This is a genomic window from Nitrosomonas sp. ANs5, from assembly GCF_050584665.1.
Classification (GTDB): Bacteria; Pseudomonadota; Gammaproteobacteria; order Burkholderiales; family Nitrosomonadaceae; genus Nitrosomonas.
On record NZ_JBEUDO010000002.1, the window covers coordinates 105,789 to 127,883 of the forward strand.

A 22,095-nucleotide genomic window follows, 5' to 3' on the forward strand; every position below is an offset into this window, starting at 1 on the left:
CAGTCATGGTTATTATCCGATCGGGCACACTTGACCACCGATACCCAGCAATACAAGAAAATGCATTGCAACTTTCATCTGGCCACGGTAGTCTAGCCAGATACTTATAAAACCAATCAAGAAGGAACAATACATCATGCGATCTCATTTGAAATATGCGACTACGGCGGCCCCAACACTTGATTTGGGTATACGCAATAAAGTCCTGAGGAATACCTATTTGATGCTTGCATTAACCATGATCCCGACCGTCATCGGAGCTGTCATCGGCACAAGCACCAATTTTGCATTTCTGGCCCAGTCCCCCATTGTGGGTTCCCTGGTCATGCTTGCCTTAATGATAGGATTGATGTTCGGTGTCAGCGCGACCCGCAACAGCATCTGGGGCATTGTGCTTCTGTTTCTGTTCACATTTGTAGCCGGCTGGTGGCTCGGCCCCATGCTTCAATACGCATTGAATTTCAAAAATGGCTCACAATTGATTGGGCTGGCAGCCGCTGGTACGGGCGCCATTTTTTTCACGCTGGCAGGCGTCGCTACGGTCACGCGCAAGGATTTCGGCTTCATGCGCAACTTCTTGCTGGTCGGGCTGGTACTGATAATCCTGGCATCTTTAGCCAACTTATTCTTTGCCATACCGGCAGTCTCGCTTGCCATATCGGCTGCTGCGGTCCTGATATTCTCCGGTTTCATTCTGTTTGATGTCAGCCGCATTGTAAACGGCGGGGAAACCAACTACGTCATGGCCACGCTCGGCATTTATTTGAGCATCTACAACCTGTTTATCAGCCTGCTGCAGCTGCTGCTCGCGTTTTCCGGCGAAAGAGACTAAGCATCTGATCGACTGAAATTGAATACATCCACACTCAAAGCACTCGAATTACCTATTGAGGGGATGACCTGCGCTGCATGTGCCGCACGAATTGAGAAAAATCTCAACAAACTACCTGGTGTCGTGCATGCAGCCGTGAATTTCGCCAACGAAAAAGCACTCGTTGAGTTCGACGATGGCATTGCGCATCCCGAGGATTTGATTCAATCGATTGAGAAAGCTGGTTTCCAGGTCGCAGCACGAACCGTGCAATTGCAAGTTACCGGCATGACATGCGCCGCCTGTGCGGACCGCATCGAAAAAGCGCTGAACAGCCTTCCCGGTGTCAACGCGAGCTTGAATCCCGCCAACGAAATCGCCCGCGTCAGCTTTAATCCAGCCATCACCCGGGTAGAGGATTTGATTGCGGCTGTCAGCAAAACCGGTTATGGCGCCAGCGAAATCAGTGACAGCAGCCGTAGCGAGGAAAAAGCTCGCCGACTGGCGGCCTATCACAAGGAGTTGCGCCTTTTCTGGATTTCAGCGGCCCTCGTATCGCCATTCATGCTGGAAATGGGCATGATGCTGACCGGTGATCATGCTGTTTTTCTGCCACGCTGGCTGCAATGGCTGCTGGCCACGCCCATACAGTTCTGGGCGGGCAAACGCTTTTATATCGGCGCCTGGCACGCGCTGCGGGGCGGTGGCGCGAATATGGATGTGCTGGTGGCATTGGGGACAAGCATGGCCTATTTTTTCAGTGCCATCGTGACCGCTTTCCAGTTGGATCAGCACATCTATTTTGAAGCCAGTGCGATGATCATCACCTTGGTATTACTTGGCAAGTTAATGGAAGCTCGCGCCAAAAGGAAAACCTCCGCCGCGATTGAGTCACTGATCAAGCTGCAACCCAAAACGGCCAGAATCGAACGTAACGGAGAAATGATCGAAGTTGATGTCAACTCGATAGTACCCGGCGATATTTTTCTCGTTCGGCCTGGAGAAACACTCCCGGTTGATGGCGTTGTGACCGAAGGCAAGTCCAGCGTCAATGAAGCGATGCTGACCGGTGAGAGCCTGCCTGTCACGAAGCATGCGGGCGAAAAAGTCTATGCCGCCACGCAAAACCAGCAAGGCCTACTGAAATGCCGCGCCACCGGCGTCGGTGCAAACACACAGCTGGCTGCGATTATCCGGCTCGTGGAAAGCGCGCAGGGTTCCAAGGCTCCCATACAACGCATGGCCGATACCATTTCCGGTATTTTTGTACCAATAGTGGTCGCCATCAGCATCGTGACGCTGGGAGTGAGCTGGTGGTGGACCGGTCAATTTGTCATGGCCCTGATCAATGCAGTGGCCGTCCTCGTCATTGCTTGTCCTTGCGCCCTGGGTCTGGCAACACCGACCGCAATCATGGTAGGCACTGGACGAGGCGCACAAGAAGGCGTGCTGGTTAAGAATGCCGCAGCACTGGAACTGGCCGAGAAAATTCGGGTGCTGGTCGTCGATAAAACCGGCACCCTCACCGAAGGCAGGCCGGTCGTCACCGATATCGTCACGGATCAATCCATCGACACACAATCCTTGCTGCAAATTGCTGCATCACTGGAGCAGGGTTCGGAGCATCCGCTTGCCAAGGCTATATTGCAGCATGCTGCGGCACGGGGCGTCCAGCTACTTGCAATCAGCGATTTCATGTCGCTTACGGGCAGCGGCATCACCGCCAGCATCCGGGATACAGCCTACCTGCTGGGCTCGCCCAAATATCTGGCCGAACAGGGTGCCACGCTTGACTCATCCCGTATCACGGCACTGCAGGCAGAAGGCAAAACCGTGGTCGGTGTCGCGGCCCAGGTTAATGCAATTAATGCAACGTTACAGGTACTGGGTTATTTTGCTATTGCCGATCCTTTACGCACCACCTCTATCAAAGCGGTCAGACGGTTGCAACAAATGGGCATCGAAGTCATGATGCTGACCGGCGACAACCCATTGACGGCTGCAGCTGTTGCCAGACAGGCTGGGATTGCAACCTTTCAGGCCGAAGTTCTGCCAGGCGCAAAAGCAGCCGAAATCGAAAAAATCAAGGCCAGCGGCCGATTTGTCGGTATGGTTGGCGACGGCATCAATGATGCGCCCGCACTTGCAACCGCCAATGTCAGTTTTGCCATTGGCGCCGGCTCCGATGTCGCAATCGAAGCAGCCGATATCACATTGATGCGGAACGATCTGATGAGTGTCGCCGATGCCATTTCACTGTCGCGCACAACGCTGCGTAAAATTCGCCAGAATCTGTTTTTTGCTTTTTTCTATAATTCGCTGGGCATACCCTTGGCAGCGATTGGCATGCTGAATCCCATTATCGCCGGGGCAGCCATGGCAATGAGCTCGGTATCGGTTGTCAGCAACTCGCTGTTACTGAAACGCTGGCAGGCGGGTAGCTAGGAGGCTGTCCGAGAATAGCGAGGGCGAGGCTGGTTGAGTTGGAATTTTCGATCATTTGAGGCGAATAGTCGTTCTATTTAACGAAAAGGATCGTAAAATCCGGCCAATCAGGCTCGTCCGCAGTAGATCCGTCTATTCTCAGACAGCCTCCCAGCACTCGATTGTCGCCCCGCCTTCATCAGGAGAAAATAAATGTCAACATCCGTGATTCCTGTCAAAGGAATGTCTTGCATGGGATGCGTCAACAGCATCAAGTCCGTATTGGAAAAAATTCCGGGCGTCACCAGCGTCGAAGTCTCTCTCGACCAGGCACAAGCCACGATTCATCATGAACCATCCCTCAGTGGCCATAATATATTCAGGCAAGCGATAGAAGAAGCTGGCTTTGAGGTTCCCGAATAATAAACAACCCGCTTTTCCTCCAAAGCATCCTTCCGTCAATGACCAGTGTGCATGCATGCTACATGCACTGGCCATTGATTGGCAGCAATTTATTAATCACCCCCTGCAAAGCCTTTAGGCATGAACAATCCGGGTTAGATCCTGTATCATCCCGCTTTTAATCAAATCAGTTTTCATGAAAACCGTCTTTCTAGATTTTGAAAAAGGTATTGAGGAGTTTGAAGCAAAAATCGAACAGCTTCGCTATGCCCAAGATAATTCCGCACTGGATATTTCCGCAGAAATTACGCGCTTGCAAGCAAAAAGTCAGGGGCTGACAAAAAGCGTCTACGCCAAACTGACACCTTGGCAAATTTCACAAGTCGCGCGCCATCCGCAACGCCCCTACACGCTCGATTACATTCAGCATCTGTTTACCGATTTTGAAGAACTGCATGGCGACCGGAATTTTGCGGATGATCCAGCAATTGTCGGAGGACTGGCACATTTCTGCGGCCAAACGGTCATGGTGATCGGTCACCAGAAAGGGCGGGATACGAAGGAAAAGATTTACCGCAATTTCGGCATGCCCAAGCCCGAAGGATATCGCAAAGCACTCCGCTTGATGCGGCTTGCCGAAAAATTCTCCATTCCGCTGATCACCTTCATCGATACACCAGGCGCTTACCCAGGAATCGATGCCGAAGAACGCGGCCAATCCGAAGCCATTGGCAAGAATCTGTATGTGATGGCGGAGTTAAAAATCCCCATTATCTGCGTCATCATCGGGGAAGGCGGATCGGGCGGTGCCCTGGCAATCGCCGTCGGCGATACCAGCCTGATGCTGCAGTATTCGACCTACTCGGTCATTTCGCCCGAGGGCTGCGCTTCCATTTTATGGAAAAGCGCGGACAAGGCATCCGATGCAGCCGAAATTCTAGGCATCACTGCCGACCGCCTCAAGGAAATGGGGTTGATCGACAACATCATCCCCGAACCGATCGGCGGTGCGCACCGCGACCATCCGGCCGTCATGCAGTCTGTCAAACAAGCTTTACAGGAATCCCTGCGCAAACTCCAGGATACTCCACTGGATGGGTTGCTAAAAAAGCGTTTCGATCGACTGATGGGATATGGCAAATTCAAGATCCAGCCACCCGAGCAGCATAACTGATTACGTTCAGCGCAACCTGTGCACACAGGTTCAGGCCGGCGAGCATCTGGTTGTCGCCTTGAGCGGCGGAGTAGACTCGGTTGTACTGCTGGATTTGCTTGCAAAAATTTCGCCACCCATGGGGCTGAAGCTGTCAGCAGCACATGTTGAACATGGCATCAGCCCCCATGCAGGTCAATGGAGCGCCTTCTGCCAGACCCTGTGCGACAAGCTGGGCATACCACTGGTAATATACCGGCTGCAAATCTGCAAACGTGCGCAAGAAAGCCTGGAAGCCGCTGCGAGACAAGCCCGCTATCAGGCTTTTGAACAAATCCAGGCCGACTGCATCGCGCTCGCGCAACATCAGGACGATCAGGCCGAAACCTTGTTGCTCCAGTTGCTGCGCGGTGCGGGCGTCAAAGGACTGAGCGCCATGCCCCGCATTCGGCCGCTTAAGCCAGGCGCCTCGATCAGACTGCTACGCCCCCTGCTCGACATTTCACGTTCTGCCATTCTGAATTACGCCAGACAGCAGAACCTGTCATGGATCACCGATGAAAGCAACAGCGATACACGTTTCGATCGCAATTTTCTGCGCCACTGCATTCTGCCGCTGCTGGAACAACGCTACCCTGCCTGCCGCAAAACGATCGCCCGGGCCAGCCAGCATCTTGGAGAAGCTTTTCATTTGCTTGATGAGCTCGCCCAAGTCGATGCCCAGACGGTCGTCCGCGCTGATAAAATCCAGCTGGCTGGATTACGCAGTCTCAGCCTCGCCCGCGCTAAAAACTTATTGCGCTATCTGCTGGCACAACATATGGTCAGCTTGCCGAGCACAGCCAAGCTCGAGGAAATTCTTCGCCAGTTATATGGCGCGCAGCCTGATACACGGCTGCGCATTGTGGTTGATACGCTAGAAATCCGCTGCTATCGCGGACATATCGAATTTTTGCGCGCTCATTCAGCATCCTCCCCCATCACGCCTGTCACCTGGCAAGGCGAGCAATGGTTGCACCTCTCCCCGCCTCACAACAAACTCGAATTCACCTATCAAAGCGGCACAGGCATCGACCCTGGGAAACTGGCCCAACAGACTGTTACAATACGTTCAAGGATAGGAGGGGAGCGTTTCCAGCCCGATTGCAGACGGCCACGCCGCAGCCTGAAAAAAATCCTGCAAGAAGCCGCGCTTCCGCCATGGAAGCGCGGCATGCTACCGCTCCTCTTTTGCGGTGAGCAGCTTGTCTGGGCAGCAGGGATCGGGGTTGACTGCAGTTTCCAGGCACAACCGGGCCAGACCGGATTAGTGGTAACATGGCACACCCATCAAACAACATAGTCTTCAATTCATTGATATATCCATGATTCTGATAACAGGGGGCGCTGGCTTTATCGGCACCAATTTCATCCTAGACTGGGTCAGGTATTCCGACGAGGTGATCATCAATCTTGATAAGCTCACCTACGCAGGCAATTTACAAAACCTGACATCGCTAGCCGACAATCCACAGCATATTTTCACACATGGGGATATATGCGATCGAGAGAAAGTCACGGCATTGCTGAACCGCTATCAGCCGCGCGCCATCATTCACATGGCAGCGGAGAGCCATGTCGACCGCTCGATTCATGGTCCCGAAGATTTCGTTCAGACCAATATCACGGGCACATTCCGGTTGCTGGACGCTACGCACCATTACTGGAAAAATCTAACGCCGCCGCAAAAGATAGATTTCCGCTTCCTGCATGTCTCAACCGATGAAGTCTTCGGCTCGCTCGACCAGCAGGCACCTGCCTTCACCGAAAATCACTGCCTGCGGCCCAACAGTCCCTATTCGGCCAGCAAGGCTGCCAGCGATTGTTTGGTACGCGCCTACTTTCATACCTACGGCCTACCGGTACTGACGACGCATTGTTCCAATAATTATGGCGCATATCAGTTCCCTGAAAAGCTGATTCCGCTGATGATTGCCAATGCATTGGCCGGAAAACCATTGCCGGTTTATGGAGACGGCCAGCAAATCCGGGACTGGCTCTATGTCAACGACCATTGCAGCGCGATTCGCTGCGTGCTGGAACAAGGCCAGCCTGGAGAAACCTATAATATCGGCGGATGGAATGAAAAACCGAACCTTGAGATTGTTCATACCATTTGCGACATTCTGCAAACATACCAGCCGGCAGATTACCATGCGCTGATCACTTTTATCACCGACCGCCCCGGGCATGATCGCCGATATGCGATCGATGCACGCAAGATAGAACGTGAACTTGGCTGGAAGCCTGCCGAGACCTTCGCCACAGGCATCGAAAAGACCGTGCGATGGTATCTGGAGAATCAGGATTGGGTTGCAAATGTTCAATCCGGTGATTACCGGAAATGGGTCGAGATCAACTATGACGGACGCTCAATCCAGTGAAAATTTTACTCTTCGGAAAAAATGGCCAGGTCGGATGGGAGCTGCAACGCAGCCTGGCCCCGCTGGGCGAAGTGATTGCACTGGACAAAATGGATCATGCACACTGCGGCGATCTGACTGACCAGGTAGGCATTGCCCGGACACTCCAGACTATTCAACCCGACATCATCATTAACGCCGCGGCGTACACCGCCGTAGACAAAGCAGAAAGCGAAGCGGATCTGGCATTTCGCATCAATGCCGAAGGGCCCGGCCTCTTGGCGCAGCAAGCCAGACGCCTTGGTGCATGGCTGATCCATTACTCCACGGACTATGTGTTTGATGGCAAGGGAAATCGTTCCTGGACTGAAACCGATCCCACCTCACCGGTCAATGTCTATGGTTTAAGCAAGCGTCAGGGAGAGGCGCTGATCCAGCAAGCAGGCTGCAAACACATTATTTTGCGTACCAGCTGGGTATACGCTGCCCAGGGGCAGAATTTCGCAAAAACCATCTTGCGCCTGGCGCGCGAACGCACGCAATTAACGGTCATCGACGACCAGATCGGCGCACCGACCGGCGCCGAATTGCTGGCGGATGTCACGGCACAGATCGTCCCGCGACTCCTTGAACAACCCGAATTATCGGGTTTGTATCATGTGACGGCCAATGGCGAGGCTTCCTGGTACAACTATGCCTGTTTCGTGTTGGATTTTTGCCGCGAGCACTGTCTGCCAATCAAGGTGCAACCCGATGCAATCATTCCCGTCCAGACCGAGGCCTTTGCCGCTGCAGCCAAGCGCCCGCTCAACTCGCGCCTCAATACGGAAAAATTCCGCCATACCTTCCAGCTGCACTTGCCGCCTTGGCAAACCGGAGTCACTCGCATGCTGACCGAACTACTCCCCCCACAATAAACAGAATGGCCTGATTTTCTCTATCGCAGGCGCAGTTCTCCACTGGTTTCAGCCAGCAAGCTGGAAGCCACGACCCGACCAAAGCGTCTGGTAAAGCGTTCCATCAACCCTTCCCTCGCAGTGAAATCGACGACACGCTCGGCCTGAATGATTTCCCGGGCAACATAGTCGGCACTGCCGAGTGCATCGACCAGACCCAATTCGATGCCTTGCTCGCCGGTCCAGATCATGCCACTAAAAATATCGGGATGATCCTTTAAACGGTCACCCCTTCCCTGCTGCACAACCTGAATAAACTGCTGATGAATCTCCCGCAGCATTGACTGGGCATGTTCTCTCTGTCTAGGATTGGCAGGCAGAAAAGGATCGAGAAATCCTTTGTTTTCTCCAGCTGTCAACAAACGACGCTCAACACCCAGTTTTTCGAGTGTGCCGGTGAAACCGAACCCGTCCATGATCACGCCGACCGAACCGACGATGCTCGCCTTGTCCACAAAAATTTTATCCGCCGCAACCGCCACATAATAACCGCCTGAAGCACAGATATCCTCGATGACTGCATACAACGGCGTTTCCGGATAAAGTGCGCGCAACCTGACAATCTCATCATTGATCAATCCGGCCTGAACCGGGCTGCCACCTGGACTGTTGATCCGCAGAATAACGCCGGCAGTATTGCGATCCTTGAATGCTTTTTTCAGGCTGGCTTTGATATTATCCGCACTGTTCAAGCTATCGGGCGTAATCTCTCCGCGCAAATCGACCACTGCCGTATGTTTTTCTGTCACGCCCACGGTTTCGGTATCCAGCCAGCCCAACCCCCAAAAAAGCAGGATAAACAAGTAGGAAAAGGTCAGTAAACGAAAAAAAATACTCCAGAGACGTGCCCGGCGTTGCTCTCTCAAGGAAGTGAACACCAATTTCTGCAGCGTTTCTTTCTCCCATTGATCCTTATTCGAATTGTCTGAGTCAGTCATAAGCGGAAAACATTCATCCTTAAAATTCAGTCGGCCCAAAAACCCAATCAGTTGTTGGGTGTTTCGTTAACAAAAATTTCAACCCGTCGATTTCTGGCACGATTGGCTGGCGTGTCATTCGGGGCGACGGGCTGATATGAACCCCGACCATCGACCTGGATACGCTGATAGGGCACACCCCGGCTGACCAGATAATCACGGGTACTGCCCGCACGGTTGAAGGACAACGGATTGTTGACGGCATCGGTGCCGGTGCTATCGGTGTGGCCAATAATCGTGACTTGAGTGCCGCGATTATTCAGCAGGCTGGTAGCAAAGCTGTCCAGAATTGGCTGAAAATTCGGCTTGATCCGGGCGCTGCCAGTATCGAATGAAATATCGCTGGGAATATTCAGCATCAAACGGTTATCCGGTGTCTGCGAAACCATAACGCCGGTGCCCGCTGTCGCGGCCGCCATTTGTCTTCTCTGCTCCTCCATGCGCTGAGACCAAAGGTAACCGGCACCAGCACCCACTGCAGCGCCTGCGCCGGCACCAATCGCGGCACCTTTCCCGCCACCCGCCAAGGCGCCAATCGCTGCACCCGTACCCGCGCCTATCAAAGTCCCTTGGCCGGTTCCCCGCTGGGTTGCAGTCATATCGGCACAACCAGCGATCATGCTCCCAGCCAATGCAACAGCTACCATTCTGATATGATTCATAGCAATTCCCCTTATTATTAGTTTGACTAGGAGGCTGTCCGAGAATAGCGATCGTAGCGAGGGCGAGGCTGGTTGAGCGGGATTTTTCGATCATTTGAGGCGAATAGTCGTTCTATTCAACGAAAAGGATCGAAAAATCCGGCCAATCAGGCTCGTCCGCAGTAGATCAGTCTATTCTCGGACAGCCTCCTAGCAGATTGTACTCCAGCAAACGCATCAAAAAGGATAATCTGCCATCCACTCCCGACATGTCAAGCAAATCAGAGCAACGGATGCCCAATTGGGGCAGCAGCATGGGTCACCCACAGCAAGGATGACCCCAGCGTAATCAACAACACGCCGCCAAACAACATCAAACCGGGAACCAGAAACAGTTGCACCCCCGACTTCATTCGATCATTCCGCTCTATCCACTTCAACAACCGGTCCCTGAAGATGATGGTGAGATAGGCCAGCATGGCAACTGTCATTCCCGTTCCCACTCCCATGGCCAGTGTGGCCGCGATTCCAAAAATCTCGACCTTGACGACATAAGCATACATCAGCACGATCAAGGCACCGGTACATGGCCGCAACCCCATCGACAAAATGACCAAGCCTCTTTGCCTGATGTCCTGCCTGGCATCAGGCACATAGCTATGCTGACAACCGCAGGCATGCCCATGATCGGCATGGGTGTGGGTATGCTGATGATTCGGCATCCGCCGCTTATAAAAGTGCAACCAGGCACGCACGCAGATCACAACCCCCAGCAGAATAACCAGCAGATAACTGGCCATTTCGATTTTCGCCCCATATTGCTTGACACTAGCAAGCGATAGATTCAACAGCTGAAAAAGACCCGTTACCAGCATGATCGCGACTATTGCCTGCAACATCGAAGCAATAAATGAGATTTTAATCCCATGGACAATCTGCTCGTTTTTCTGAGTACCCAAATAACCGACGATAACCGCCTTGCCATGACCTGGACCAATGGCGTGAAATACACCATAGAGAAAACTGACCAGGATCAGACTCGTTCCATAACGCCAGGGAGACGCTTCCACTTGAGAAATATGCGTGGTCAATCGCAGGTGGAGCTGCTTCTGCAAGGCCGCGATCGCGCTTGGCACCTCAGACCAAGGGATCAGCGAGACCAGCAGCCCCACGCCCACCAACATGACAGACCAGAGCCAGTATTTTTTCAGATGCATTCCATCGACCCAATGATTCATCGCACTTCTCCCTGCCTTTCACACGCTATCAGTATTTTTTCCGCAAATGCCCGCCCAAGCCCATCCGTATCCCGCTCAGTCTGATCGAGCGAGAAGGCATAGGCGATCAACTCCTCAGTCAGTTTCGGCAATTTGAGTTGCTGACTGCAAGACAGGTTCGAGGCATGCCGGATCGTGACATTGTCCGCATGCTCATGACTATACGCAATGTAATAGGTTGGATCATAAACCGACCAACTCACGGTGCTGCCTGCCAGCACAGGACGCTGCGTCATCTGAAAATGCATAGTCAGCTCCAGAAACTCCTGCCCTTCTGATTTAGCCACTTGCAAAGCATAGCGATCCGGTGCGGGAAGCTGAAACTCTCGCTCGTTTACCAAAAGTACCGAGAAATACTGATACGGCGCCAGATTCTGAACCATACGACGCGCCTCGAATTCGAGCGCCTTGGGGAGTGGTTGCTGCCACTCGTTTACTGTTTCCGCAATCAGAATGGCTGAAAAAAAGAAGTCGAATCGCCATGTCTGATTGATCGCCACCAGCTCACCCTCATCATTCGCCACAAACTCACTGCGCATGGTCACCCAATTGTGCGGATGCGCCCCGCAAGGCGGAATCATCGTGATCCATCCAACGCAACAAGCAAGAATACTTTTTTGTATCACCATCATCGCCTCACGATTTAAACATTCAGACCAGCGTACCAGTATTGTGGCACATTGTTTTTCAATTAATGGATACGGCACCCCGCTCAGCTCACGCTTCGGCAAGGTGCACTTTCTTGCTCATCTTCGCCACAATCAGCCATGGCTGTGGATGGCAATTGTCGGTTGCGCCCTGCCCTGCGACTTTAACAACCGCGCGCCATAGCCCATCAAAAAGATCACATTCGGCCAATTAAGTTTCCCAGCATCGGTCACTGACCGCAGATCAAAGCGCCCTCGCTGCAAAATGAAAGAAGGCTGCATCCTGCTCGCTCCATCCGCCTGTCCGACGCGCAAATCCGACATCAACTTACCCATGCTTTCTTGACTCAGATATGTTATGTTATAACATAACAGATATTACTTGGAGCGACACATGTCACAACCCACCCAGCATGCCGCAGCCAACATGATTTCACCCCTCCCGCACCGCCTGCCGGTGACGGTACTCTCGGGATTTCTGGGCGCAGGCAAAACAACTTTACTCAATCACATCCTGTCCAACCGTGCCGGCTTGCGTGTGGCCGTGATCGTCAACGATATGAGCGAGATCAACATTGATGGCTCGTTAGTCGAACGGGAAATCTCGCTCAATCGCGCGCAACAGAAACTGATACAAATGCACAACGGCTGCATTTGCTGCACCTTGCGTGAGGATCTGTTGATCGAAGTACAAAAGCTTGCCCAGGCACGCCAATTTGACTATCTCGTCATCGAATCCACGGGGATTTCAGAACCGTTACCCATCGCTGAAACCTTCACCTTCGCAGACGAAAATGGCGTCAGTCTCTCGGATATCGCCCGACTGGACACCATGGTAACCGTAGTCGATGCCGCGAATTTTCTCACGGATTTTGAAGAAGCCAAGACACTGCAGGAAGCCGGGGAAACCCTGGGAGAAGAAGATGAACGCAGTGTCGCCGATCTCTTGATCGATCAGGTCGAATTCTGCGATATCATCGTGATCACCAAGACTGATCTCGTATCGGAGCACGAACTCGACCGTCTACAGAACATCTTGCGCGCCCTTAACACCCAGGCAGAAATCCTACTGGCCAGCAATGGCCAGATTGATGTCACCAGGCTGCTGAATACCCGCAAATTCAGTTTCGAACACGCACAACAAGCGCCGGGCTGGCTCAAGGAAATGCGTGGGGAGCATACCCCCGAAACTGAAGAGTATGGCATCGGCAGCTTCACTTACACGGCCAGAAAACCCTTTCATCCACACAAGTTCCATGACTTTCTCCACCAAACCTGGCCGCAAGGCAAATTATTGCGTTCCAAAGGATTTTTCTGGTTAGCCAGCCGACCAGACTACGCCGGCCAATGGAATCAGGCGGGTGGCATTGCCCGATATGGGTTTGCCGGATTGTTCTGGAGCGCCGTACCCAGGGACCAATGGCCCGAAAACGAGGAATATCTCGAATCGATTCATGAAAAATGGCAGCAACCATTTGGTGACAGGAGGCAAGAGCTGGTTTTTATCGGTCAACAGCTTGATCGCGAAAGCATTTGCCAACAGCTGGACGCATGCCTGCTGACTGACGCTGAATTACAGGCCGGCCAGAACTATTGGTCAACGCTGGAAGATCCATTTCCAGACTGGGAGGGAGATTAACATGCCGCAAGCAGCCCTATCAATCGACAATCCAGACTTGCAGCCCATCGCTGGCTTTGTCGCCGGCCATGAACCCGGCGTATTGGCGCGTATCTATGACAAAGACATTCAAATGTCTGTCTTCAGGCGCGCACTGGAAATAGAGGTACAACAGTATGCAAACTTTTTGCAGCGAGAACAGATTGGCTTTCAATTGACACAATGTGTAGGCTTGCAGCAGGTGGAATCCTTACTGGAGGCATCGCTTCCCCAGCACGACACTAGACACCACTTCATACAAGATGTCTCAAGCATAGTGGATATGTTTGCCTGCCTGTTTGAACTGGAAACCATTGGCCTAAGATTACATGTACTGAACAAAACCATGTGCCCGCGCTTTCATGTCGATCAAGTACCCTGCCGATTGATCACGACCTATGCCGGTCAGGGCACCGAATGGTTGGCGCGCAACGATGATCTATCGCCCCAGACAGATAGCGTACACACGCTGCTGGCTGGCGAAGTCGCCTTGCTCAAAGGCAAAGCTTGGACCGCCAACCAGGACCGGGGCGCCATTCATCGCTCACCCTCGTTACCGCCTCAAAAAAGCCGGGTGCTGCTGACACTGGACTGGGCCGAACCCGCCACCTGATCAGGCATGCCAAATTTCTCAAGCATGCTCCTAAACACAGCGCACCACAGCGCCGCCACATTGACAAATCGCGAATCGGTGGTCAAGGCCTATATACTTACAGGCATTTGCCATCGACTGCCGGCGGCATGACTATGCATTGTCGGCTGAGATAAAAAATCTGCCCAACAGTTTACATTTTATGGAGATCAGACGATATGTCTGCGGATATCGATCAAATTATCAGGAAGACTGAAGAGATCTGTATATCAACCGGCGTCAAGCTCACGCCCAAACGCAAACACACGCTTCTGGTGCTGCTGACTGCATCAGTGCCACTCTCGGCCTACGAAATTGCCGAGCAATACAAAATAAAATTCAACGAAACGCTGCCGGTCATGTCCGTCTACCGGATCATGAATTTCCTGATTCAGGAAAAACTGGTGCATAAGCTGGAAACAGCCAATCGTTATGTGGCCTGTGCACATATTACCTGCGATCATCCACACGAGATCCCGCAGTTCTTGATTTGCGATCGTTGCCACACTGTCAAAGAAGTCGGCATCAAGAAACGCATTATTTCCGAATTGAAGCACAGCATAGCGCATACCGGTTTTACCCTGTCCAGCCATCAACTGGAATTGCATGGCCTGTGCGCACAATGCCGCGGCCATGCGCAGTGACTGGAACGCATTTTCCTGCCTGGAGATGAACATGCCTACAAGATTTGAAGATTGGCGACACTGCACCGAGCACCACTGGCGCATGAAAACTGACGAGAGATTATCCTGAACGTCAACCAGCCCGCCCTGAATAAATGCCAGCAAGCACAGCAAACCACCAAGGAGACCCGGCAATGAGCAATGCTTCAGTCAACAAGCCCGAGACATCCACAACGCCTCCTCGCAGATCGCTACAAGATGTGCCAACCGGCGAATATATGTGCGCCGAGCAACTTGCCTTTTTCCGGGAAATTCTGGAAGCCGAAAAACGCAGCCTGCTTGATAATGCCCGGCAAACACTGGCGTCCATACAGCATACCGAAACCGACCCGGACCCCAATGATCGCGCCAGCTCAGAAGAAAAATATCTGCTGGAATTCCGAGTCAGGGATCGCGAGCGCAAGCTGCTCAAAAAAATCGACGAGGCCCTGGCCCGAATTGAGAGCAAAGAATATGGCTGGTGCCAAGAAACGGGAGAGCCAATTGGCATTCCCAGATTGCTGGCGCGCCCGACCGCTAGTCTTTGCCTCGAAGCCCAAGAACGTCGCGAACTGAAGCACCGTCAATATGACCACTGATTCCAAACCAGCACACGACCTCGTTCCGGTCTGGGTACTGTCCGGATTTCTGGGTAGCGGCAAAACGACACTACTCAACCACTTGATCAAGCAACCCGAATTAAGCGACACGCTGGTCATCATCAATGAATTCGGTGAAACCAGCCTCGATCACTTACTCGTTACCCATAGCGATGAAAACATGGTTGTCACACTGGAAAACGGCTGTGTATGCTGCAATATTCGACGTGACCTCAGTACAACCCTCAAACAGGTCACGTGGCGCTTCTCCCGCAACGGCAAACGACAATTCAACCGGGTCGTAATCGAAACAACCGGCCTGGCCGACCCGGCATCGATCGTACACACCCTCATGACCGATGAAACCCTGGCCAGGCGCTATCAACTCGATGCCTTGATTACCGCAGTCGATTGCGCCAACGGCATTGAAACTCTGTCACAGCATCCGGAAGCAGCAAAACAGGTCGCTATCGCCGACTATCTGGTCGTCACCAAGCACGATCTCGCGACTGCCGAACAATTCACCAAACTCACCCACCAGCTCGCGGCACTCAATCCCTCCGCGCAAAGACTCACTGCTCACAACGGCAGCGTAGATCCACATCGATTCCTGGACGGACAGCGTTTCTCGATCAAGCAGGCATCTCCCGACATCCTCTCCTGGCTCGCAGCTGAATCACCTACCACAGCGGCTCACAGACGCTACAAACCTGTCCGTCAACACCGCAATCCGATCCGGACTCCCTCCGCTCAGCATCAAAATACGTCATCCTCCCCGCACGACTCCGTACATCATGGCATTCAGGCATTCTGCCTGACCTTTGAAGCACCGCTCACGCCGGATTTATTCGATCAGTGGCTGGGCCTGCTGGTCGGCTTCAAAGGCAGTAACTTGTTGCGCGTCAAGGGAATCGTAAACCTGAAGCACCGTACCGGCCCTACCATCATCCACGGCGTACAACATATTTTTCATCCCCCTGTGGAACTGGCGGCATGGCCAAGCAAAGACCGCACCACTCGCATTGTCTTCATCACCCGGGATCTCGAACCATCAGTCATTGAACGCACATTCAACGCGTTTGCAGACAAGCAGCCAGGATGATGGGCTAGTCGGCGGAAAGATCGAACTATCGACTATCGACTATCGACTATCGGACTTTTGTGTGTGCTACCGTACAGAGCGTTCGGGCCAGGACGAATAAAGTAGCAATGAAGAAAAGTAAATCACACATCACACAGAGGGTAATTTCATGAACAACATCATCTACATCGTCGGCCTGGTCGTCATCATCCTGGTAATCTTGTCGTTTTTGGGACTGCGATAAAGGGTCTCGGCTCAGTGCCTGCGGCAGGGCACTGAGCCCGCAAATCATTGGGGTCAGAGTGAAATTATATTGGGCTATTTGTGCACTTTAGCTTTCTTCCGCTAGCCGACAGGTCGACCTGCCTTTCTGGCTGTTATCCGCCTACCCGTCAATTTTTCGATTTCTACTTTATACTTTAAATCGTTCATTGCTCAGCGCCAGCCCTTTGTTCAGCGTTTGTCGAATCTCTGTCAATAATTCTCCTTCGACATGTTGCTTGGATAATTGCGGGTATCTGACCTGCCGTTCGCTTTCTTCATTGCCTAGGAGGCTGTCCGAGACTGATCTACTGCGGACGATTCTGGCTGGCGGGATTTTTCGATCCTTTTCGTTGAATAGAACGACTATTCGCCTCAAATGATCGAAAAATCCCGCTCAACCAGCCTCGCCTTCGCTACGATCGCTATTCTCGGACAGCCTCCTAGCGCCTATACAGTGCATGCGGCGTGCATAGTTCGGAAACTCGCAAGATCGGCTTGATGAGGGTATCCTTAAAACACAACCTTAATCACTGAAAGCCACTTTCTTCCCGCAACACGGTGGCCACGCGTCATTTTGGCAGCAATCGGCAATTCTTGCCGGAATTGTCGGCGGGTAAAACAAGCACGGCATTCGCTTCATTGTTTCGCGTGATCGTTTTCAGAAACGGTTGTCGACGGCAAAACGCATGCATGAAGCCCTAAAAGAAGAAGGTGAAACCAATGAGTGAATCAACCAACCATCCTTACAAACTTAACCATGTACATGCCCTTCCGGGCAAGGAAGTCTCCGAGAAGCTGGGAAGCGGACCAGACGGACTGACCGAGGCAGAAGCCAGAGAGCGAATCGAATTGGTAGGATCCAACCGGTTGCCGGTTGCGGACAAGGACAGTCTGATCAAGCGTTTTTTTAAACATTTTCACGATACCCTGATATACATTCTTATCGGCGCTGCAGTGATTACCGCAGCGCTAGGCCACTGGATCGATACCCTTGTCATCATGGCAGTTGTGGTGATCAATGCCATCATTGGCCTGATTCAGGAGGGCAAGGCCGAGGAGGCGCTCGAAGGGATACGCAAGATGCTTTCCGCTCATGCCCAGGTCAGGCGCGAGGGTGAATGGAAAGAAGTCGATGCCGAAGACCTTGTGCCGGGTGATCTGGTGCGACTGCGCTCGGGTGATCGCGTACCCGCTGATCTGCGACTCTTGAATGCCAACAATCTACGTATCGAAGAATCGGCGTTAACAGGAGAATCTATCCCTTCCGACAAGCAAACCGATCCGGTGGCTGAAAATGCCGGGGTGGGAGATCGTTTCAGTATGGCCTTTTCAGGAGCGATTGTCACAGGTGGCCGTGGCACAGGGATCGTGACGTCAACCGGGGCCGAAACCGAAATCGGAAAAATCAACCGCATGATTGCCGAAGTGGAAACCCTGGCAACACCGCTGACCCGGCAGATGGCAGCCTTTTCCAAAACGCTGTCATTTGTCATCCTCGGGATGGCTGTACTCATGTTTGGACTGGGTTGGGTGCTGCATGACTACTCATTGCCAGAGCTGTTCTTTGCCGCTATCGGTTTTGCCGTTGCCGCCATCCCGGAGGGATTGCCCGCCATTCTTACCATCACGCTGGCTATCGGGGTGCAGAGTATGGCAAAGCGCAATGCCATCACTCGTCAGCTTGCCTCAGTAGAAACACTCGGTTCGGTTACCGTGATTTGCTCCGACAAAACCGGTACGCTCACTCGCAACGAAATGACCGCCCGGCAGGTTATTACTCACCACCGCGAGTATCAGGTCAGTGGAATCGGCTACGCGCCGGATGGGAAAATAACCTTCGATGGGGAATACGCTCCCCTGGAAGCCAATGGGGATCTGCATGCCGTGATCGAAGCGATGTCGGTCTGCAATGATTCCGAGATCAAGCACAAGGAGGGTCATTGGATTGTCATCGGCGAACCGACTGAAGGGGCGCTGTGCACGCTCGCTGAGAAGGCCGGTTTTGACCACCGCAACTATGACCGCATTGCCACCATTCCCTTCGAGTCAGACAATAAATTCATGGCAACATGCAATCGCCTGCCCGGTGGTGGTGTACGAATCTTCATGAAAGGCGCACCGGACCGGCTCTTTGAATTTTGTTCACACCAGCGCGGAACGTCAGGCAAGCTCGAAACACTAGACTGTGATTACTGGAACGGCTGGATCGAAACGCTCAGCGGTCAGGGACTTCGCATTCTTGCTGCCGCCATGCGGGAGGCGCCGGACGACAAGGCCGATCTCGGCATCAGCGATCTGGAAGAAGAAATGATTTTCCTTGGCCTAGTGGGCATTGTGGACCCGCCTCGCCCCGAAGCGATCGAGGCCATCAATCTCTGTCGTGAGGCTGGCATTCGGGTCAAAATGATTACCGGTGATCATGCCGGAACCGCCTGTGCCATTGGCCGCGAGATGGGAATCACGGAAGACGATCATGCCGTGACCGGGGCTGAACTTGAGCAAGCAAGCGACGAGGAACTGCAGCGACTCGTCAGCGAGGTGGATATCTTTGCCCGTACCAGTCCTGAGCACAAGCTTCGCCTGGTCAAGGCACTGCAGGCAAATGGCGAGGTGGTCGCCATGACAGGAGACGGCGTCAATGATGCGCCCGCACTCAAGCGTGCCGATGTCGGCGTGGCAATGGGCATCAAAGGAACAGAGGCAACCAAGGAAGCCGCAGACATTGTGCTCGCGGATGATAACTTTGCTTCTATCGAGCGCGCGGTGGAGGAGGGCCGAACCATCTATGACAATCTGCGTAAAGCAATTCTGTTCATTCTTCCGACCAACGGCGCCGAAGCGCTGGTCATTCTGATCGCTGTATCCTTCGGCTGGGTGCTGCCGCTCACGCCGGTGCAGATCCTGTGGGTCAATATGGTCACCGCTGTCACGCTCGCGCTCGCGCTCGCATTTGAGCCTTCCGAGCCCGGCATCATGCAGCGCCCTCCGCGTGCCCCCGATGCACGCATTCTCGGCCTCCATTTCCTTTGGCGCATTGGCTATGTTTCCATTCTCATTGGTGGCGCAACCATCGCGGTGTTCATTGTCGAACGTCGCTTAGAAATGCCGATTGAACTTGCTCGTGCTGTCACGGTAAACACACTGGTCTGCGCACAGGCATTCTACTTGTTCAATAGTCGGTTCATGCATGAACCGAGTTATCGACTGGATCAGCTATTCACCAACTCGGTAGTCTGGTTTGCGGTCGGGGTGTTAATCCTGTTACAACTTGGATTTGTCTATCTACCTTTTATGCAAGTTGCTTTTGGGTCTGCACCACTAGAATTGCGCCACTGGCTCATCCCGCTTGGCGTTGGGTTGGCGGTTTTTTACATCGTGGAATGGGAGAAAGCCATTTCCCGCAGACGCTCACGGCTAAATGTCAGGCGCTAAAGCTCCCCCTCTGTAGGCTGATGCGCCAATTCTTCGGGTATCAGGCATGCATGGATTCCGATACCGTAGCCGGCAGGGTCGCGCAGCCGCAGCTCGTGCAATGGATACCCCGCCAGGTTGTTTGTGGCGGTTTGACAAAGGTTACACCGCTGACCTGCGCGCGGAAGTAGCTTTCAATTACGGCTGCCTTGCTTCAGAGATGACGGTGCAAGTCCAGCCCACCTGCGATTTTCGGATCCACCTCGCAAACGGAGGCCGGATCTTTGCGATCATAGTCAAGCTGGCACAGCACCGCACGAATCGCGTTGATTCGCGCGCGCCTTTTGTCGTCTCCGCGCACGATTACCCAAGGTGCCTGGGAGGAATGGGTGCGGTGCAGGGTTTCAGTAATGGCGTCGGTATAGGCGTCCCAGCGTTTCAGTCCCTCAACGTCGATCCAGCTGAGCTTCCATTGTTTCAGCGGGTTTCTTTCACGGCTCAGGAACCGTTCCAATTGAGTCGCGCGACCGACGTTGATCCATAGCTTGAATAGCCGGATTCCTTCATCAATCAACATATGTTCGAACGGTACCACTTGTGTGAACCAGTGTTCACGTTGGGAGGGGGTACAAAAATCAAAAACATGTTCCACGACCCCCCGGTTGTACCAGCTACGGTCAAAGAATACGATCTCTCCTGCCGCAGGAAGATGACTGATATAACGCTGGAAATACCATTGCGTGGCTTCGACTTCAGAAGGTTTGGGCAAAGCCACGATACGTGCGCCGCGAGGGTTGAGATACTCCCGGAATCGTTTGATCGTACCGCCCTTGCCAGCGGCATCACGTCCCTCGAATACGATAACCACCCGCGCGCCACTCTCCTGCACCCAGTGCTGCAGCCGCACCAGTTCGATCTGGAGCGCCTTCAATGTTGTCTTGTAGTCTTTCTTTTTCATGGCGGACGGATAAGGGTAGCGCGGATTCGGGACATCCTTCTTGCCAGCATCCTCGAGTGCAGCACGTACCTCCTCCGGGGCTTCTTTCTTGAAAAAGTGCGTGATTGCTCCATCGAATGGTAATTCCATCGTTGCCTCCTTTAATATTGGGGTCGGAGTAATATTATATTGGGCTATTTGTGCACCGTATCTTTCTTCCGCCAGCCGACAGGTCGACCTGCCTTTCTGGCCGTTACCCGCTTACCCGTCAACTTTTCGATTTCCACTTTAAATCGTTCATTGCCCAGCGCCAGCCCTTTGTTCAGCGTTTTCCGAATCTCTGTCAATAATTCTCCTTCGACATGTTGCTTGAATAATTGCCGGTAGCTGGCTTGCCGTTCGCTTTCTTCATTGCCTAACGCCCTATACAGTGCATGCGGCGTGCATAGCTCGGAGGCTTTGCCCAATGCATTGATAGTATAGCTCGACCAAACATAGTCAGACGGCTGCTCCACTATACCAGCCCGGACAGGATTCAGCTCGATGTAACGATAAAGCTCCAGGAGGTAAATTTCCTCCTGAACCAGGCAGGACCTGTATCGCCCTTCCCAAAGGGTTCCTGTTCGCTGATAGCGGAAATTAAAGTAACGCACATACTGCCTCCCCAGTGTCTGCATCATGCGACTGACCGCATTCTCCACCCGGGGCGTGCAGAGTAGATGGATATGATTGGTCATGAATACCCATGCATGCACGTCGACCTGATATTTCCTCGACGCCTCTTGTAACCAATGTGCATAGGCTGAAAAATATTGTTTGTCGGCAAAACAAACCTGCCGATTATTGCCTCGCTGTATAACATGCTGAGGTACACCAACCGGACACACTCTCGATAATCTTGCCATTTATTGCCCGCGATTCTTCAAATTGACGCTGTAGACTGTAAAGGATAGCAAATGTTAATTCTACTCGGAGAGTAAGCCGGTTCCTTGCCGACGGTTAGGCTGAAGTTTGTTTTCTCTGTTTGCCGCCTGGTTTCCCGGCGGTGCCACAGTATCTCGACCATGCATCGGTTCGTCCCCGGCTCCTCGCAGAACCGGACTTGGAGTGTTACACCATCCGGCTCCCAGCTTGAGTCTTCCACTTCGGCATAGGATAAAGTC

20 protein-coding genes are annotated in these 22,095 nt (G+C 52.9%); 13 read left to right on the plus strand and 7 right to left on the minus strand.

Features of this window, described 5'->3' with window-relative positions; all coding sequences use genetic code 11:
• Positions 1-136 precede the first annotated feature (136 nt).
• The 7 genes from ABTW62_RS01130 (at position 137) to rfbD (ending at position 8,109) form a co-directional block, all read left to right on the plus strand.
• Positions 137-832, plus strand: coding sequence for a Bax inhibitor-1/YccA family protein (locus ABTW62_RS01130; RefSeq protein ID WP_430902735.1), 696 nt, complete (start codon positions 137-139; stop codon positions 830-832).
• 18 nt (positions 833-850) lie between these two features.
• A complete protein-coding gene (locus tag ABTW62_RS01135; protein ID WP_430902737.1) occupies positions 851-3,256 on the plus strand; it encodes a heavy metal translocating P-type ATPase in 2,406 nt (801 codons plus the stop codon).
• A 192-nt stretch (positions 3,257-3,448) separates the two neighbouring features.
• Positions 3,449-3,658 (plus strand): heavy-metal-associated domain-containing protein, encoded by a 210-nt coding sequence (locus tag ABTW62_RS01140; RefSeq protein WP_430902738.1) that lies wholly within the window; start codon positions 3,449-3,451, stop codon positions 3,656-3,658.
• 175 nt (positions 3,659-3,833) lie between these two features.
• Entirely contained in the window at positions 3,834-4,811 is a 978-nt protein-coding gene (locus ABTW62_RS01145) for an acetyl-CoA carboxylase carboxyltransferase subunit alpha (RefSeq protein WP_430902739.1), read from the plus strand.
• Entirely contained in the window at positions 4,771-6,132 is a 1,362-nt protein-coding gene (gene tilS / locus ABTW62_RS01150; RefSeq protein WP_430902740.1) for a tRNA lysidine(34) synthetase TilS, read from the plus strand. The genes ABTW62_RS01145 and tilS overlap by 41 nt, the downstream gene beginning before the upstream one ends.
• A 22-nt stretch (positions 6,133-6,154) precedes the next feature.
• Positions 6,155-7,213, plus strand: a complete 1,059-nt coding sequence (gene rfbB / locus ABTW62_RS01155) for a dTDP-glucose 4,6-dehydratase (protein ID WP_430902741.1) — start codon at positions 6,155-6,157, stop codon at positions 7,211-7,213.
• Positions 7,210-8,109, plus strand: coding sequence for a dTDP-4-dehydrorhamnose reductase (gene rfbD, locus ABTW62_RS01160; RefSeq protein ID WP_430902742.1), 900 nt, complete (start codon positions 7,210-7,212; stop codon positions 8,107-8,109). Before rfbB ends, rfbD begins: the two co-directional genes overlap by 4 nt.
• Before the next feature lie 20 nt (positions 8,110-8,129).
• On the opposite strand, the gene ABTW62_RS01165 is transcribed toward rfbD, so the two are convergent.
• The 5 genes from ABTW62_RS01165 to ABTW62_RS01185 all read right to left on the minus strand — a co-directional run bounded on the left by ABTW62_RS01165 (position 8,130) and on the right by ABTW62_RS01185 (position 11,901).
• A complete protein-coding gene (locus tag ABTW62_RS01165) occupies positions 8,130-9,086 on the minus strand; it encodes a S49 family peptidase (RefSeq protein WP_430902743.1) in 957 nt (318 codons plus the stop codon).
• 47 nt (positions 9,087-9,133) lie between these two features.
• Complete coding sequence (locus tag ABTW62_RS01170) at positions 9,134-9,787, minus strand: OmpA family protein (RefSeq protein ID WP_430902744.1); 654 nt, start codon at positions 9,785-9,787, stop codon at positions 9,134-9,136.
• A gap of 260 nt (positions 9,788-10,047) precedes the next feature.
• Positions 10,048-11,004: a nickel/cobalt transporter gene (locus ABTW62_RS01175; protein WP_430902745.1), complete on the minus strand. Its 957-nt coding sequence runs from the start codon at positions 11,002-11,004 to the stop codon at positions 10,048-10,050.
• Complete coding sequence (locus ABTW62_RS01180) at positions 11,001-11,675, minus strand: DUF1007 family protein (protein WP_430902746.1); 675 nt, start codon at positions 11,673-11,675, stop codon at positions 11,001-11,003. Before ABTW62_RS01180 ends, ABTW62_RS01175 begins: the two co-directional genes overlap by 4 nt.
• Positions 11,676-11,760: 85 nt before the next feature.
• Entirely contained in the window at positions 11,761-11,901 is a 141-nt protein-coding gene (locus tag ABTW62_RS01185) for a hypothetical protein (RefSeq protein WP_430902747.1), read from the minus strand.
• 183 nt (positions 11,902-12,084) lie between these two features.
• Here ABTW62_RS01185 and zigA point away from each other — a divergent pair, with 183 nt between their 5' ends.
• The 6 genes from zigA to ABTW62_RS01215 all read left to right on the plus strand — a co-directional run bounded on the left by zigA (position 12,085) and on the right by ABTW62_RS01215 (position 20,016).
• Positions 12,085-13,329 (plus strand): zinc metallochaperone GTPase ZigA, encoded by a 1,245-nt coding sequence (zigA, locus tag ABTW62_RS01190; protein WP_430902748.1) that lies wholly within the window; start codon positions 12,085-12,087, stop codon positions 13,327-13,329.
• Position 13,330: 1 nt separating this feature from the next.
• Positions 13,331-13,960, plus strand: coding sequence for a DUF1826 domain-containing protein (locus tag ABTW62_RS01195; RefSeq protein WP_430902749.1), 630 nt, complete (start codon positions 13,331-13,333; stop codon positions 13,958-13,960).
• A gap of 197 nt (positions 13,961-14,157) precedes the next feature.
• Complete coding sequence (locus ABTW62_RS01200) at positions 14,158-14,622, plus strand: Fur family transcriptional regulator (protein ID WP_430902750.1); 465 nt, start codon at positions 14,158-14,160, stop codon at positions 14,620-14,622.
• 257 nt (positions 14,623-14,879) lie between these two features.
• A complete protein-coding gene (gene dksA / locus ABTW62_RS01205; protein WP_430902756.1) occupies positions 14,880-15,239 on the plus strand; it encodes an RNA polymerase-binding protein DksA in 360 nt (119 codons plus the stop codon).
• The gene (locus ABTW62_RS01210; RefSeq protein WP_430902751.1) at positions 15,229-16,341 is read left to right on the plus strand and encodes a CobW family GTP-binding protein; all 1,113 of its coding nucleotides are present in this window, start codon (positions 15,229-15,231) and stop codon (positions 16,339-16,341) included. The genes dksA and ABTW62_RS01210 overlap by 11 nt, the downstream gene beginning before the upstream one ends.
• A 963-nt stretch (positions 16,342-17,304) precedes the next feature.
• Positions 17,305-20,016 (plus strand): cation-transporting P-type ATPase, encoded by a 2,712-nt coding sequence (locus ABTW62_RS01215; RefSeq protein WP_430902752.1) that lies wholly within the window; start codon positions 17,305-17,307, stop codon positions 20,014-20,016.
• A 193-nt stretch (positions 20,017-20,209) separates the two neighbouring features.
• On the opposite strand, the gene ppk2 is transcribed toward ABTW62_RS01215, so the two are convergent.
• Positions 20,210-21,082 carry a polyphosphate kinase 2 gene (ppk2, locus tag ABTW62_RS01220; RefSeq protein ID WP_430902753.1) on the minus strand — a complete coding sequence of 291 codons (873 nt, stop codon included), beginning with the start codon at positions 21,080-21,082 and terminating at the stop codon, positions 20,210-20,212.
• Between the two features lie 44 nt (positions 21,083-21,126).
• The gene (locus tag ABTW62_RS01225) at positions 21,127-21,837 is read right to left on the minus strand and encodes a transposase (protein WP_430902754.1); all 711 of its coding nucleotides are present in this window, start codon (positions 21,835-21,837) and stop codon (positions 21,127-21,129) included.
• Positions 21,838-22,095 lie beyond the last annotated feature (258 nt).